This window comes from Pseudundibacterium arcticum, assembly GCF_042646465.1.
In the GTDB taxonomy this organism is placed as follows: domain Bacteria; phylum Pseudomonadota; class Gammaproteobacteria; order Burkholderiales; family Burkholderiaceae_D; genus Undibacterium_A; species Undibacterium_A arcticum.
Window position 1 is genome coordinate 347,722 of the sequence record NZ_JBHRTP010000008.1, and the last position, 14,210, is coordinate 361,931.

Annotated in this window: 16 protein-coding genes and 2 pseudogenes; 3 read left to right on the forward strand and 15 right to left on the reverse strand. The window is 56.4% G+C overall.

What is annotated here, in order from left to right; translation table 11 throughout:
- Positions 1-49: 49 nt before the first annotated feature.
- Both ACFOFO_RS04605 and ACFOFO_RS04610 read right to left on the reverse strand, forming a co-directional pair.
- A complete protein-coding gene (locus ACFOFO_RS04605) occupies positions 50-436 on the reverse strand; it encodes a type II toxin-antitoxin system death-on-curing family toxin (protein ID WP_390330946.1) in 387 nt (128 codons plus the stop codon).
- Positions 433-660 carry an AbrB/MazE/SpoVT family DNA-binding domain-containing protein gene (locus ACFOFO_RS04610; RefSeq protein ID WP_390326717.1) on the reverse strand — a complete coding sequence of 76 codons (228 nt, stop codon included), beginning with the start codon at positions 658-660 and terminating at the stop codon, positions 433-435. Before ACFOFO_RS04610 ends, ACFOFO_RS04605 begins: the two co-directional genes overlap by 4 nt.
- An 87-nt stretch (positions 661-747) precedes the next feature.
- Here ACFOFO_RS04610 and ACFOFO_RS04615 point away from each other — a divergent pair.
- Positions 748-1,053 (forward strand): annotated as a pseudogene (locus tag ACFOFO_RS04615) (cyclic pyranopterin monophosphate synthase MoaC); the annotation flags it as partial.
- A gap of 46 nt (positions 1,054-1,099) precedes the next feature.
- Here ACFOFO_RS04615 and tfpZ read toward each other — a convergent pair.
- The gene (gene tfpZ / locus ACFOFO_RS04620) at positions 1,100-1,828 is read right to left on the reverse strand and encodes a TfpX/TfpZ family type IV pilin accessory protein (RefSeq protein WP_390330948.1); all 729 of its coding nucleotides are present in this window, start codon (positions 1,826-1,828) and stop codon (positions 1,100-1,102) included.
- A gap of 89 nt (positions 1,829-1,917) precedes the next feature.
- Positions 1,918-2,391: a pilin gene (locus ACFOFO_RS04625; RefSeq protein ID WP_390326722.1), complete on the reverse strand. Its 474-nt coding sequence runs from the start codon at positions 2,389-2,391 to the stop codon at positions 1,918-1,920.
- A 238-nt stretch (positions 2,392-2,629) separates the two neighbouring features.
- Between ACFOFO_RS04625 and ACFOFO_RS04630 the strand changes: the two genes are divergently transcribed.
- Positions 2,630-2,836, forward strand: a complete 207-nt coding sequence (locus tag ACFOFO_RS04630; protein ID WP_390326724.1) for a hypothetical protein — start codon at positions 2,630-2,632, stop codon at positions 2,834-2,836.
- 47 nt (positions 2,837-2,883) lie between these two features.
- On the opposite strand, the gene ACFOFO_RS04635 is transcribed toward ACFOFO_RS04630, so the two are convergent.
- From ACFOFO_RS04635 to ACFOFO_RS04685, 11 genes and pseudogenes are all read right to left on the reverse strand, one after another.
- Positions 2,884-3,357 carry a pilin gene (locus tag ACFOFO_RS04635; protein WP_390326726.1) on the reverse strand — a complete coding sequence of 158 codons (474 nt, stop codon included), beginning with the start codon at positions 3,355-3,357 and terminating at the stop codon, positions 2,884-2,886.
- A 220-nt stretch (positions 3,358-3,577) separates the two neighbouring features.
- Positions 3,578-4,048 (reverse strand): pilin, encoded by a 471-nt coding sequence (locus ACFOFO_RS04640; protein WP_390326729.1) that lies wholly within the window; start codon positions 4,046-4,048, stop codon positions 3,578-3,580.
- A 230-nt stretch (positions 4,049-4,278) separates the two neighbouring features.
- Positions 4,279-4,920, reverse strand: a complete 642-nt coding sequence (locus ACFOFO_RS04645) for an FHA domain-containing protein (RefSeq protein ID WP_390330950.1) — start codon at positions 4,918-4,920, stop codon at positions 4,279-4,281.
- 422 nt (positions 4,921-5,342) lie between these two features.
- Positions 5,343-6,137, reverse strand: a complete 795-nt coding sequence (locus ACFOFO_RS04650; RefSeq protein WP_390326733.1) for a Stp1/IreP family PP2C-type Ser/Thr phosphatase — start codon at positions 6,135-6,137, stop codon at positions 5,343-5,345.
- Positions 6,138-6,322: 185 nt separating this feature from the next.
- Entirely contained in the window at positions 6,323-7,036 is a 714-nt protein-coding gene (locus ACFOFO_RS04655) for a TerC family protein (protein WP_390326735.1), read from the reverse strand.
- A 350-nt stretch (positions 7,037-7,386) separates the two neighbouring features.
- Positions 7,387-8,268, reverse strand: coding sequence for a succinate--CoA ligase subunit alpha (gene sucD / locus ACFOFO_RS04660; RefSeq protein WP_390326738.1), 882 nt, complete (start codon positions 8,266-8,268; stop codon positions 7,387-7,389).
- 12 nt (positions 8,269-8,280) lie between these two features.
- On the reverse strand, positions 8,281-9,447 hold the full coding sequence (gene sucC / locus ACFOFO_RS04665) for an ADP-forming succinate--CoA ligase subunit beta (RefSeq protein ID WP_390326740.1): 1,167 nt from the start codon (positions 9,445-9,447) through the stop codon (positions 8,281-8,283).
- A 39-nt stretch (positions 9,448-9,486) separates the two neighbouring features.
- A complete protein-coding gene (locus tag ACFOFO_RS04670) occupies positions 9,487-10,065 on the reverse strand; it encodes a DUF2889 domain-containing protein (protein WP_390326741.1) in 579 nt (192 codons plus the stop codon).
- Positions 10,066-10,543: 478 nt separating this feature from the next.
- Entirely contained in the window at positions 10,544-11,011 is a 468-nt protein-coding gene (gene recX / locus ACFOFO_RS04675; RefSeq protein ID WP_390328236.1) for a recombination regulator RecX, read from the reverse strand.
- A 184-nt stretch (positions 11,012-11,195) separates the two neighbouring features.
- Positions 11,196-12,284, reverse strand: a pseudogene (gene recA / locus ACFOFO_RS04680) (recombinase RecA); the annotation flags it as partial.
- 409 nt (positions 12,285-12,693) lie between these two features.
- Complete coding sequence (locus ACFOFO_RS04685) at positions 12,694-13,407, reverse strand: GntR family transcriptional regulator (RefSeq protein ID WP_390326744.1); 714 nt, start codon at positions 13,405-13,407, stop codon at positions 12,694-12,696.
- A gap of 172 nt (positions 13,408-13,579) precedes the next feature.
- Between ACFOFO_RS04685 and ACFOFO_RS04690 the strand changes: the two genes are divergently transcribed.
- Positions 13,580-14,210: MFS transporter (locus tag ACFOFO_RS04690; RefSeq protein ID WP_390330951.1), on the forward strand; the 631-nt coding region annotated here is incomplete at its 3' end.

Consider the following 14,210-nt stretch of genomic DNA (forward strand, 5'->3'; position numbering starts at 1 on the left):
TCGCAAGGGTGGCCAATCGTGTGGACACCGTCCCCGTCTCACAAGCGAATTATGCAATGCGTTGTCGAAACCAATTCGCCAGCTGCTTCTCGTCCAGCTGACCGCCCGCGACCGCCTCCATCGTAAGAATCGCGTCGGTTGCGGAGAATTGGAGAATCACACCGTTGTCTGCCAAAAACACGCGAGCAACGACCCAGGCAGTGCGCTTGTTGCCACCGCTAAAGCCATTATTACGCGCAAATCCATAAGCGTAGGCTGCGGCGAGATCGGCTGCGTCCGGTGTTGGTTTGCCGTAGACAGCGAGCTGTTCCGGCCGGGCCAACGCAGATTCGATCGCATTTTTATCGCGAATACCATCCAACCCGCCATGTCGTGCCAGCTGGATTTCGTGCACAGCATAAACCAGATCGCTCCGAACCCAGCGCCAAGCCGTCATTTAGCCAACGCCCGTAAAATTTCACGGTCGTCATGCATGATCTGTTCGGCCAACACCATCTGCCGCTGAAAGTCCGGATTGTAGGGCGTGATCCGCAAACCGCCGTCCGGCGCCTCGGTCAGATACAACGTATCGCCCTTCTGAACATTGAGCTTGGCCTTGGCTTCTTTGTTCAGGATAAATCCCTCGGAAGCGCCAACCGTCGTGACTTTGAATGTAAGCATAGAAACCCCATATATAATTTTTATTATATAGCTCTTATCGAGGAAATGTAAACCCGTTGGACGGCATTCTGATTCGGCGTTGGTCTGATGACAAGGATCACCGCCATCATGGCCGCCAAACGTACCAGCGACCTGATCCCGCTATGCCATCCGCTGGCGCTGACCAAGGTATCGGTTGAATTTGGCGTCGACGCGCCACGATCGAGCATGCACTGCGCCGCACAGGTGGAAACCCACGGCAAGACCGGGGTCGAGATGGAAGCGCTGACCGCGGTACAGGTCGGCTTATTGACGATTTACGATATGTGCAAGGGCGTCGATCGCGGCATGGTGATGGCCGTTGTGCGGGCGCTGGAAAAGCATGGCGGAAAGTCGGGGGATTGGACCGATTAGCGACCGATATCGGCGTGGGCACATCGTGCCCACGCCTCCCAACCGATTATGGCTTGAACGGCGCAATGCCGATCACTGCAGCGGTCTTGGCGTCGAGCATCACGACGAATTCCGATGCGCTGATCCTGATTGGCTGGAACTTCGCCGTTTGGCCGCTATAGCCGCGTTTGGCCAACCACGCATCGATCTCTCCGGCGCCGCCGGCATTGTGTTTTTTAAGTGCGTCGATCGACAGCGCTTGCTGCAGAATTTCCGCACTCATCGATGCATATGCGACATGTAGCTGCGGCAAGTGACCACGTCCAGCGCCGAATGCGGCAATGGCGTGGGCCTGGTCAATATCGTATCGATCGGTCGGCGCCTTGGTACCTACCCAGCGCGGCCCCCACCATGGCAATTCTGTCTTTCCCTTGGCCAGATTCGCATCGGTCAACTCGGACGCCTGCACTACCTGGAACTGGTCACCGAGCGCCGCCACATAGGCAGGGCGCGCTTCAAGCAAAGTGCTGACGCCATACACCATCGCGCCAAGTTGCAGCAAGGCGATGACTGCCAGGTCGAATTTCAATGACTTCTTGCCGACCTTGAACACGACCAGCGTGAGCAAAGGTCCGAGCACCACATCTATGCCGACCACGAGTAAAAATATCTGCTGGCCACCAATCGCCATTAACATCGGCGCCGGATACCACATGAACCAACACAAAGCTAACAGCCCCAGTCCAACAATGAAGCTGATCAGAAAATGAAAACCACTGGCACGAAAGCGGGACATGATAAATCGAATAATGAGTTATAGAAGGAATTGTGAGCTTGAAAGCGAACAACCCGCCGAAGCGGGTTGTTGTTTTTACATCGGCAGACTTATGGGCAACCGCCTTGGCCAGGCTTCAGGCCGCGGGTAGCGTTGCAGATTGTGCCACTCGCGTCCCAAGCCATGTTGGCTTGACCGGCAGTAGTTGTTGGGGTCAGGACGTAACTCAATGCAGTTCCGTCATTGAGAGTTGCGCCAGTTGTTGCAACGGTAATTACACCAGTGGCAGCAACTGAAACTGGGGTTGCGCCTGTAAGGAACTTAGATGTTGCTACCGTTGGGATGGGGCCGGTACCTTGAGTCACGCAGTTAGTAAAGGCGCCGTCTGTTTGATAGCATTCAGAAATGGCTGATTTCAGGGTCTCCAATTCCGCCGCCGCGCCAGAGGCACGACTGCGCGACGTATAGTTGGAATATTGTGGAAGCGCAATCGCCGCTAGAATACCGATAATCGCCACAACGATCATCAATTCGATCAGGGTAAAGCCGCGTTGTGCGCGTTTCATCATGTGCATCGATTTCATTTGCTTCTCCTAGGAATTTGGGAATGGGCAGAACATATCCGCCTCAGTTTCTTTACAGCAATCAGCGTGCCAGCGCAAAAAGAGGATTTTCTGGGTGAATTAAGATGCAAATGAGCATATGGAACAACATTTTTTGTTTTTCACTGACGTTTTTTGTCACTCTTCCAATGTTTGTCGTTGAATACATTGTCCGAAGCAAAAAAATGTCAGCTTGCTCACCCCGCCTGAGTACTGACAATTGACTGTCGCGCGCTTTGCTGAAAATTGCATTCGGGTGGTGGATCGTTCGATCACATCATCATTGGCGAGCGGCACACCATACCTGATGAACCAGTACAAGGCGAATAATGAGCCCGATGACCACGCTGAGCAAAAAATGAAAACCACTGGCGCGGAATCAGGACATGGCAAATCGAAAAATGACTTAAAGAGGAATGGTGGCTAGAAACTAAACAACCCGCCGTAGCGGGTTGTTTTTTGACTAAATACGTTTTATGGGCAACCACCTTGGCCAGGCTTCAGACCACGGGTAGCGTTACAGATTGTGCCAGACGCGTTCCAAGCCATGTTGGCTTGACCGGCAGTAGTTGTTGGGGTCAGGACGTAACTCAATGCAGTTCCGTCATTGAGAGTTGCGCCAGTTGTTGCAACGGTAATTACACCAGTGGCAGCAACTGAAACTGGGGTTGCGCCTGTAAGGAACTTAGATGTTGCTACCGTTGGGATAGGGCCGGTACCTTGAGTCACGCAGTTAGTAAAGGCGCCGTCTGTTTGATAGCATTCAGAAATGGCTGATTTCAGGGTCTCCAATTCCGCCGCCGCGCCAGAGGCACGGGTGCGCGACGTATAGTTGGAATATTGTGGAAGCGCAATCGCCGCCAGAATGCCGATAATCGCGACAACGATCATCAATTCGATCAGGGTAAAGCCACGTTGTGCGCGTTTCATCATGTGCATCGATTTCATTTGCTTCTCCTAGGATTTTGGGAATGGGCAGCCAGCTGCTAAGTTTCTTTCAAGCAATCAGCGTGCCAGGTGAAAAAATGGGCGTTTCTTGTATGGCGTTGTGAAATAATGAAAAAATAGTGCAAAATCAAGGTGTGATGCGCCGAATCTTGTCAATTGTTCCAAGGCACCGCGAAAAAAATGCACTACTGACAAAATTGCCACATCAAACACACATTAATTATGGGCAACCACCTTGACCAGGTTTCAGGCCGCGACTCAAGTTGCAAATCGTGCCAGATGCGTTCCAAATCATGTTCGCCTGACTCGCAGTATTGCTTGGAGTCAATATGTAACTCAAAGGCGTTCCATCGGACAGCGTTGCGCCAGTTGTCGTGGTCGCAATCACACCAGTGACGGCATCAATAGTAGGTAGCACGGTGACGAATTTCGATACCACCACATTTGGGATGGTTCCAGTGCCCATTGTTGTGCAGCCAGTAAAGTTGCCATTCGTCTGAAAGCATTCAGAAATTGCTTCTTTCAGGCTATCCAGCTCTGTGGCTGCACCGGCGGCGCGGCTGCGCGACGTATAGCTGGAATATTGCGGAAGCGCAATCGCCGCCAAGATACCGATAATCGCCACCACGATCATCAATTCAATCAGGGTAAAGCCTCGCGTTGCACGTTTCTTCAGTTGCATCGATTTCATTTGCTTTTCCTAGAATTTTGGGAATGGACAGAAAGTCTGCTCAGTTTCTGTATAGCAATCGATGTACCCACATAAAAAAGGGGTTTCGAGGTGGATCGATATCCTGATTCCATTCTTGAGCAACATTTTTTGTCTCTGACTGACATTTTTTGTCATCTTCCCAACGTTTACCGTAAAAAACATTACTTAGAGCAATAAATTGTCAATCTGCTCACCCAACCCGGATGCCGTCAATTGCTGGTCGCATCCTTCACTGAAAATTGCATTGTGGTGCCGGACAGCTCGATCACATCGCCATCCGCGAGCGACTCGGTCTGCGTGCCGATCGATTGCCCATTCACCAGCGGGGTGCTGGCACCTTCGACATGGGACAGAAAATAGCCCTGCTGGCGGCGGCTGATCACCGCGACCTGCACGCCGGCGCGGCCGAGCGTGGTCAGGACTTTACTGAGCACCAGCTGTTTGCCGGCGCTGGCACCGTTCAACACCGTGATTGTGGCGAGCAGACCGGTCGCTGGCATCGCGTCTGCGCCCGGCACCGCTGCGTCGACCTGTTGCACAGCTTGTTCATGTTGCAACTCAGATAATTCAGACAGGTACTTGATCCGGTATTTGGCCAGTTCGATCACGTCATTGTTTTGCAGGAAATGCTTCTTGACCGGTTGGCCGTTGACGAGGGTGCCGTTGGTACTGTGCAGATCCTCCAGGACGGAGTCGTGTGCCACCGTGACGATGACGGCATGCTCGCCGCTGATGGCGAGGTTATCGAGCACGATGTCATTGTTCGGGCGACGCCCGATGCTGATTCTGCCGTGCCCTAGCGCCAGCTCCTGCAAAACCTTGCCACCGAGCGTCACGATGATTTTTGCCATTCCTGTTCTCCTGTTCTTTTCGATTATTGGGCCAGGTTTGGGGCCGCTGATTGCCGGCAGGGAGATTGCATAAAGATCGTTGCCGGCTAAGGCTTCTCGCCCCGTACCCTTGCAGGGGGAAGGTTGGGATTGGGGGTAGGAAGGTCGATCGGCAACGTGCATCATTCATCGACCGCACTACCCCACTTGCAGTGCGCATATCCGCTTGCAAGCGGATACCGCTTCGCAGGCAGGAGGCACGCCTCCTGAATTCCCTGCTGCGCCCCTAACCCTCCCCCTGCAAGGGGGAGGGAACTCAACCCGGCAGCTCCAATGTTCGTGCGGATCTTCATGCGATTGCCCGGCGATTTCCGGTTAATCGTCCTCGCCCTTCGCGGAATGGCCCCTATACATAATTCTGGGTGGTTGAACCGTATTCCCGATCACGCCAGTATTTTGATCAAAATGACGGAGATATTATCGTGCCCCCCGTGGGCATTGGCCTCATCGATCAAGGTCTTGCAGGCGTCGTCGAGATCCGCGCCGCCGGCGCAGCCCATCAGGACGGTCCCGATCTGTGCAGCCGTTAGCATGTCGGATAATCCGTCCGAGCACAATACATAGATATCGCCGGGCTCGATTGGAATGTCGTGCAGTTCGCTCTGGACCAGATGGTCGACGCCTACCGCACGCGTGATGATGTTCTTGTGGTGGTAGAACGGCGCGCTCTCGGGCGTGATCAGACCGGCATCGATCTGCTGCTGCAACAACGAGTGGTCGCGCGTGAGTTGTTCGAGCCTGCCACCGCGGTAGCGATAGCCGCGCGAATCGCCGACGTGCGCCAGCGTCAGTAGATCGCCCCGCAGCAGCGCGACCACAATGGTGGTGCCCATGCCGCGATACTGCGGCTCCTTCAGCGCGGCCTGCAGAATCGCGGCATTGGCGGCCTCGATCGCTTCGCTCAGCCACAGGTGGCGCACTGGCATCGGTATGGGCGCCGGGGCTGATTGCGCACTCCTTAATGGCTGCAGATGATGCTGCAGCGCGTCCCGCACGATACTGGTTGCCATCGCGCTGGCGACTTCTCCGGCGTTGTAGCCACCCATGCCGTCGGCCAGAATCGCAAACCCGCAGCCGGGACTCACCTCGGCGCTGAACGCGATGCTGTCCTCGTTATGCGTCCTGATCAGGCCGACATCGGACGCTGCGGCCATTTCCAGCTTGACGGTGTGGGTCATGGCGTTATCGATCCAGAATCTGTCTTCGTTAGTCCGGGTTGGTCAGCGTTGGTTGCCGCAAGAATTTTGGTTGCGGCAACGCGCTAACAATGTGCCAGTATGCATTCAATCCCGTTTATTTAATTGCGATAACAGGGCAAAATCCGATGAGTATATGGGTGATGCGCTAATCTCTGCGCCATCCTTTATCCCTTTTTTCTGATGATTCTACCCACGATCAGCACTGCGGCTGCGACAATCAGCCCCGGCACGCTCACAGACAGATCGCTGCCTGGCACCGCATATTGATGCTGCGGCAGTTGTGCGTGTAACCACGGCCTGAGTGCCACGTCGGAGAATATCATTTGGCCGGCAACGTAGCCCAGCAATGCAGCACCGCCATCGACGATCCACGGCAGGTGCTGCATCAGCTTCAGGATCATGGCACTGCCCCAGACGATCATCGGGATACTGATCAGGATACCAAACACCACCAGCGCCAATTGATACTGCCCGCCCGCCATTTGCGCGGTCGCGGCGACGGCAATCACATTGTCGATGCTCATCACCAGATCGGCGGCAATCACGGTCCGGATCGCCGCCAGCAACCGGTCCTTGCCGGCGATTTCCGGGTGCGCGGCGTCGTCGCTGGCCAGCAACTTGACGCCGATCCAGAACAATACGACACCGCCGACCAGTTTTATATAGCGCAGATTCAGCAGGTTGACAGCGAATCCGATCAGCACGACGCGGGCTACAATCGCGCCGACGGTACCCCAGAGCATGCCACGGGTGCGCAAATCCGGCGGCAAATTACGGCAGGCCATCGCAATCACGATCGCATTATCGCCGCCGAGCAGGATATCGATCAGGATGATCTGACCGATTGCCAGCCAATTCAAATCAAGCAAGAAATCCATGCCTGTCAGATTACCTGACGTTGCACAGAATAGCTAAACACTCGCATTCCTGATTCCGGCCAAGCGCGCTGCTATCGGCATTCGATCCTGGCAAATCGGGAGGATGGTTCAGCGGTGCGGTTGTAACCCATCCCCATCCCAACCTTCCCCTTGAAGGGGAAGGAGTCCTCCCAAGCTTCCCTTTGAAAGGGAAGAAGTCCTCCCAACTTTCCCTTTGAAGGGGAAGGAATCCCCCCAACCTTCTCCTGGAAGGGGAAGTCTTGTCCTTGCGATGGCGACATGAGGTTGGCCAGGTACAAAAAAATGGGGAGCCGAAGCTCCCCATAGTTTATTGCTGACGCACAGAACGATTACAGCGCTGCTTTCAACAAGCGCGCCATTTCAGACGGGTTCTTGGTCACGGTAATGCCGCATTCTTCCATGATGTCGAGCTTGGCTTGCGCGGTGTCGGCACCACCGGAAATGAGCGCACCGGCGTGACCCATGCGCTTGCCCGGAGGCGCGGTGACGCCGGCGATGAAACCGATCACCGGCTTCTTCATGTTGTCCTTGATCCAGCGCGCCGCATTGGCCTCATCAGGACCGCCGATCTCGCCGATCATGATGACCGCATCGGTATCCGGATCGTCATTGAACATTTTCATGATGTCGATGTGCTTGAGACCATTGATCGGGTCGCCGCCGATGCCGACTGCCGACGATTGACCCAGACCGAGGGCGCTCAACTGGCCGACCGCTTCATAGGTCAGCGTACCGGAGCGCGATACCACGCCGATCCGGCCCTTCTTGTGGATATGGCCAGGCATGATGCCGATCTTGATTTCGTCGGGCGTGATCAGGCCGGGACAGTTCGGTCCGAGCAGCAGGGTCTTGCTGCCGGCTTTGGCCATGCGGTCCTTGAGCGCCATCATGTCGCGCACCGGGATGCCTTCGGTGATGCAGATCGCCAGATCGAGCTCGGCTTCGACCGCTTCCCAGATCGCTGCCGCAGCGCCGGCTGGCGGCACGTAGATCACCGACACGTTGGCGCCGGTGGCGGCCTTGGCTTCGGAGACGGTGGCGTAAATCGGGATGCCCTCGAAATCTTCGCCGGCTTTCTTCGGGTTCACCCCGGCGACGAAGGCGTTCTTGCCGTTCGCGTAGTCGCGGCAACCGCGGGTATGGAACTGGCCGGTCTTGCCGGTGATGCCCTGGGTGATGACTTTTGTGTCTTTATTGATCAGGATGCTCATGTAATTTCCTTATTATTTGCCTGCGGCAGCAGCGACGACCTTCTTCGCGGCGTCTTCCATGGTGTCAGCGGAGATGATCGGCAGACCGGATTCAGCCAGCATCTTCTTGCCGAGGTCTTCGTTGGTGCCCTTCATACGCACCACCAGCGGCACCTGCAGGTGCACCGCCTTGGAGGCGGCGATCACGCCTTCGGCGATCACGTCGCAGCGCATGATGCCGCCGAAAATGTTGACCAGAATCGCCTGCAGACCCGGATTCCTCAGCATCAGCTTGAACGCTTCGGTCACTTTGTCCGCCGTGGCGCCGCCGCCGACGTCGAGGAAGTTGGCCGGCTCGCCGCCGAACAGCTTGATGGTGTCCATGGTCGCCATCGCCAAACCGGCGCCATTGACCAGACAGCCGATGTTGCCGTCGAGCGAGATGTACGCTAGGTCGAATTTGGAGGCTTCGATTTCAGCCGGATCTTCTTCATCCAGATCGCGGTAGGCGACGATTTCCGGTTGACGGAACAAGGCGTTGGCGTCGAAATTGAATTTGGCATCGAGCGCAATCACCTTGCCGGAGCCGGTCAGGATCAGCGGATTGATTTCGGCCAGCGAGGCATCGGTTTCCCAGAACGCCTTGTACAAGCCTTGCAGCTGGACGCGCGCATCGGCGAGCGAGCTGGCCGGAACGCCGATCTTGGTCGAGATGTCATCGGCTTCGGCGTCAAGCAGGCCGACGGCCGGATCGATCGCGATCTGGTGGATCAGCTCAGGATGCTTTTCTGCCACTTCCTCGATGTCCATGCCGCCTTCGGAGGATGCCATCAGCACCACGCGCTGGCTGACGCGATCGGTCACCATGCTGACATACAGTTCCTTCTTGATGTCGGCGCCTTCTTCGACCAGCAGACGGCGCACTTTCTGGCCTTCCGGACTGGTCTGGTGCGTCACCAGCTGCATGCCCATGATCTGGCTCGCGTATTCCTTGACCTGTTCGAGCGATTTCGCGACTTTGACGCCGCCACCCTTGCCGCGGCCGCCGGCGTGAATCTGTGCCTTGACGACCCAGACCGGGCCGCCCAGAGTTTCGGCCGCCTTGACCGCTTCTTCCACGGTCATGCACGAAATGCCGCGTGGAACCGTCACTCCGAATTTACGGAGGATTTCTTTACCCTGATACTCATGGATTTTCATGCGAGCTTCCCTTCAGACGCTTAGGTATAAAAAACTGGATTAAGATTTAGATTCGGCGGACGGTTTGAGTGCCCACCGCGGATAATATTGCGCGACTGCCGCGCCATCGGAACGCAAGGCGTGACAGCGGTCGAGTTGAAACGGCTTACGCTGCTGGGCATCATCTTGCGCCCCATCGCGGGTATCGATCACTTCCCCGGCAAAGGCCTGGATCGCTGCCGTCGGCAACACCAAGGCCAGTTCGGTCAAATGGGTGCAGCCGGCGATGCCGGCCAAGCGTTCGGTGACGCCCCGGCGAAAACCTTTCATCAGGTTCAGGCCCACCAGCTTGCCATAGGCCGCGCCGATGGTATCGCAGAAGCCAGGATAAGGCACCGCGTCCGACACCGCTTCCGCCGCAACGACAGTTAGCTGAGTGTCGATCGTAATGCGCAGCCACAGGTCGTGCAGCGGCGTGCCGGCAGCACGAACGCCGGAGCCGAGCTTGGTATCGCGGGTTTTGATGTCGGAGATATGGGCATCGATATCCCACAGTCCATCGTCGCGAGCGAACGCCTGGACTTGAATCGCACGCGTATGCTTCAGCACGCGCCGGGGATGGGATGATGACAGGGGCATAAAGACCATTGCCGCCGAAGCGGCAAACCTGGACGGCAATATTGGATAAGCCGCATTTGCGTGTCGTTGCCGCAGCTTCTACGGCAACAGCCGCTCATGCGGCGCTGCAAAAACCCCAAAAGTGTAGCACAGCCGGATGATTAAAACTATTTCCGCCCGCCCCTGCAGGGTAATCGCATGAAGGTGGTTGCTGGATAAGGGTTCTAGCTTCTGGCCCCTTCTCCCGCAAGGGAGATGGAGCGCAGTAGGATGGGTGCAACCCATCATCCACGTCCGCAATGATGGGTTGCACCCATCCTACTTGCTGATGCCGTCGACGGTGAGAACCGTTCTCTCACCTTACTTCCTGCGACCGGTTTCATCAGCGCCCCTTGAGGGGAGGCGCCCATTCCATTTGCCCTGCCGGCGACCGTTGTTGCAACGCGGATTTTTTGACGTAATCACCGACGAATGACTCGCGGCGACGCACGGCGCAGGCTCAGTCGGTGCCGGGATCTTCTGCGGTCCCGGCTGCACGCATCGCAGCCTGGATCGCCCGATGTGAGAAGCCGCGCTGTTGCAGAAAGCGCATTTGCTTCGCGCGCTCGTTCGCATCCTGCGCCTTGCGATTGAACTTGCGGCGCCACACTTCGCAGGCCCGTGCGTTTTCGTCTTGCGTCAGGCCCGACTTGATGCTGGACAGCGTGTCGGGGTCGATGCCGTGGCTCTGCAATTCGGACAGAATCCGCTGATTGCCATAGCGCGCCGCGCGGCGATTGACCAGCGACTCGGAGAAGCGCGACTCGGACAGGAACTTGGCCGCCTCCAGCGCATCGAGCAACGCCTCGACGTCGTCACCCTCTTGCGCGTAGCGCGCCAGCTTGCGGCCCAGTTCCAGCCGGCTGTGTTCGCGCGCCGACAGGTATCTGAGCGCGCGGCCTTTCAGGCTGATGGACGGTGCACGCATCATGCTGAACATTTTTTGGTTGAATCCAATGGACAAATGGCGTCGCCGCAGCAACGCCATTCAGGCATTTCGCCACCAATACGACTTACTCCGTTTCAGCCGCATCCGAGGTTGCCACAGCCGACGTTGCGGCAGCCGATGTTGCGGCAGCCGATGTTGCGGCAGCCGATGTTGCGGCAGCCGATGCTGCTGCAGCCGGCTTGGCTTTCGCCTTGGCTACCGGCTCGGCCTTTGGCAGCGGCGGCAATGCCCGCACACCGAGTGAGGCGCGCACCTTGTTTTCGATCTCGTACGCCAGTTCCGGCCGCTCTTTCAGATAATTTCGGGCATTGTCCTTGCCTTGGCCGATCCGCTCGCCGTTGTAGCTGTACCACGAGCCGGACTTCTCGACGATCTTGGCGTCGACGCCAAGATCGATGATTTCGCCCTCGCGCGAGGTGCCTTCGCCATACAGGATATCGAAATGCGCTTCCCTGAACGGCGGTGCGATCTTGTTCTTGACCACCTTGACCTTGGTTTCGTTACCAATCACCTCGTCGCCGGCCTTGATCGAGCCGGTGCGGCGAATGTCGAGCCGGACCGACGCGTAGAACTTCAGCGCATTGCCGCCGGTCGTGGTTTCCGGGTTGCCGAACATGACGCCGATCTTCATCCGGATCTGGTTGATGAAGATCACCAGCGTATTGGTGCGGTTGATCGAGCCGGTCAGTTTGCGCAGCGCTTGCGACATCAGGCGCGCCTGCAGGCCTGGCAGCGAGTCACCCATGTCGCCTTCGATCTCGGCACGCGGCGTCAGAGCGGCGACCGAGTCGATCACGATCAGGTCGACGCTGCCCGAACGCACCAGCGCATCGGTGATTTCAAGCGCCTGTTCGCCGGTGTCCGGTTGCGAAATCAGCAGCTCGGACAGATTGATGCCGAGCTTTTGCGCGTACGTGACATCAAGCGCATGTTCGGCGTCGATAAAGGCGCAGGTACCACCCAGTTTCTGCATTTCGGCGATGGTCTGCAGCGTCAGCGTGGTTTTGCCGGACGATTCCGGACCGTAGATTTCGACCACGCGGCCGCGCGGCAAACCGCCGACGCCGAGCGCGATGTCCAGACCGAGCGAACCGGTCGACACTACCTGCACTTCTTCCACCACCGCGCCGGAATCCATCCGCATCACGGAACCTTTGCCGAACTGTTTCTCGATTTGTGCCAGCGCGGCGGCCAGGGCCTTGCTCTTTTCGGAAATCTTTTCGGGGCTTTGAGCGGATTTTTTATCGTCCATCATGTTCCTTCGGTGGTTAAGTGGGCAGCGGGTCTCAAATTGCGCACTAAATTGTTGGGTTACTGAATTGGATCACCGGTGAGTCACTGAATTAGCCACAACCTGGCTCAGTAATTATCACACAGCCAGTACTGTATAAAAAAACAGTGCTTATTGCAAGCACGCTTTTTATTTGCTGTGTGTTTTCTGCAAGCGGGCAACGCTGGTGTCGAAATTCATTGAAGTCTGAATTTTATTCGGCTAGGCCTGTGCTCACTCGCCGTCATGAAGGACTCGTCCACGATGACGAAAGAAAAACGCATGCAATCTGGACCGGAGATTGACCGGGTGCAGATCCGGAAGTCGTGCAGATTCTGAAGTCGCAGATTCGTGGCAAGGTAACCATTGCTCCGCGGCCAATGACAAAACGTCAAGCGCGTGGCAGTTGGCGTAGCGCCTTCATCACTTCCTGCGCGGTATGCTCGGAATGCTCCCGTAATAGGCGCCTGAGCGCCTCTTGGTCAGATGCACGCATGGCCTCAATGAGGGCTTCATGTTCTGCCAGCGACTCTTTCCACCTGAATGAGTCAGCATTGGCGATGCCGCGCGCACGGTGAATTTTTGTCATCAGGCCGGTATAGATCGCAGACAGCGTGGGATTGCGGACCGCATCTATGATCATCTGATGAATTTCCTGGTTCAGCCGAAAATAGGCAGCACGCTTGCCACTTGCATGATGCAGCACCATCGCCTGATGCTTCCGCTCGATGGCTGACAAGGCATCTTGGTCCACGCGTGTACTGAGATAGCTACCAGCGATGTCTTCCAGGCCATGCAGCACTTCGAAGATCGATTCGATTTCATCGATATCGATAGCGGCAATGTGATAGCCAAGATGTTGCCGGTGCGTAATCAATCCTTCTGCCACCAGCACCTTCAGCGCTTCGCGTAGCGGCGTTTTGGAAATATCGAAATATTCGCACAGCTCTTTTTCCATGATGCGGCTGCCAGGTGCCAGCTCGCCTTCCTGAATCATTTCCCGCAGCCGATCGGCAATCCCGGTGTAAAGCCCGCTACGACGCACGCGTCCGCCGGCACGCGCTTTGGTCTTTTCTTCCGTGGCAATCAACATGGTACTTCGCATCACTTTAGCTAGTTTTTGATAATAAACCTTAACACATTTTAATTAAATTTTATAAATTCCTTTAACATCAGTAGCTTAGCGTATTTGTAACTATGTATTAAATATTATATTATTGTTGCTGCAGAGAAAATACCCTGCTTTGAAAAATGGCTACACCATAACTGGAGACAAAATGAGCACCTCAACCGATGCCACCGCTGTAGCACTAAAAGGAAAAACTTCCGTACGCTGGAGGATTTTCTTCATGATGTTGTTGTTAATCTCGATCAACTATATCGACCGGGCCTCGCTGTCCGTCGCGATGCCGCTGATCGCGAAAGAGTTTGACCTCGGCCCCGCGATGCAGGGCTTGATCCTGAGTTCGTTTTTCTGGACTTACGCGTTCATGCAAATCCCCGGCGGCATGCTGGCCGACCGCTTCAAACCCCGCATCGTGATCGCGATCGCCACCATCTTCTGGGGCGGCTTCCAGGCGCTTGCCGCGATCTGCACGACCTCCACCGCATTGCTGCTGACACGCCTCGGCCTGGGTGCGGCGGAAGCGCCGATTTACCCGGCCGGCGGCAAGCTTAATGCGATCTGGATGACGCAAAACGAGCGCGGCCGCGGTGCCACCTTGCTCGACGGTGGCGCGCCGCTCGGCGCAGCCTTGGGCGCGATCCTGATCACCTGGCTGATCACGGCACTCGGCTCGTGGCGCATCGCGTTTGTGGTGGCGGGGGTCGGCACCGTACTGGCCGGTTTGCTGGCCTGGTATTACATCCGCAACAATCCGCGCGACCATGCTGGTGTCAATGATGCGG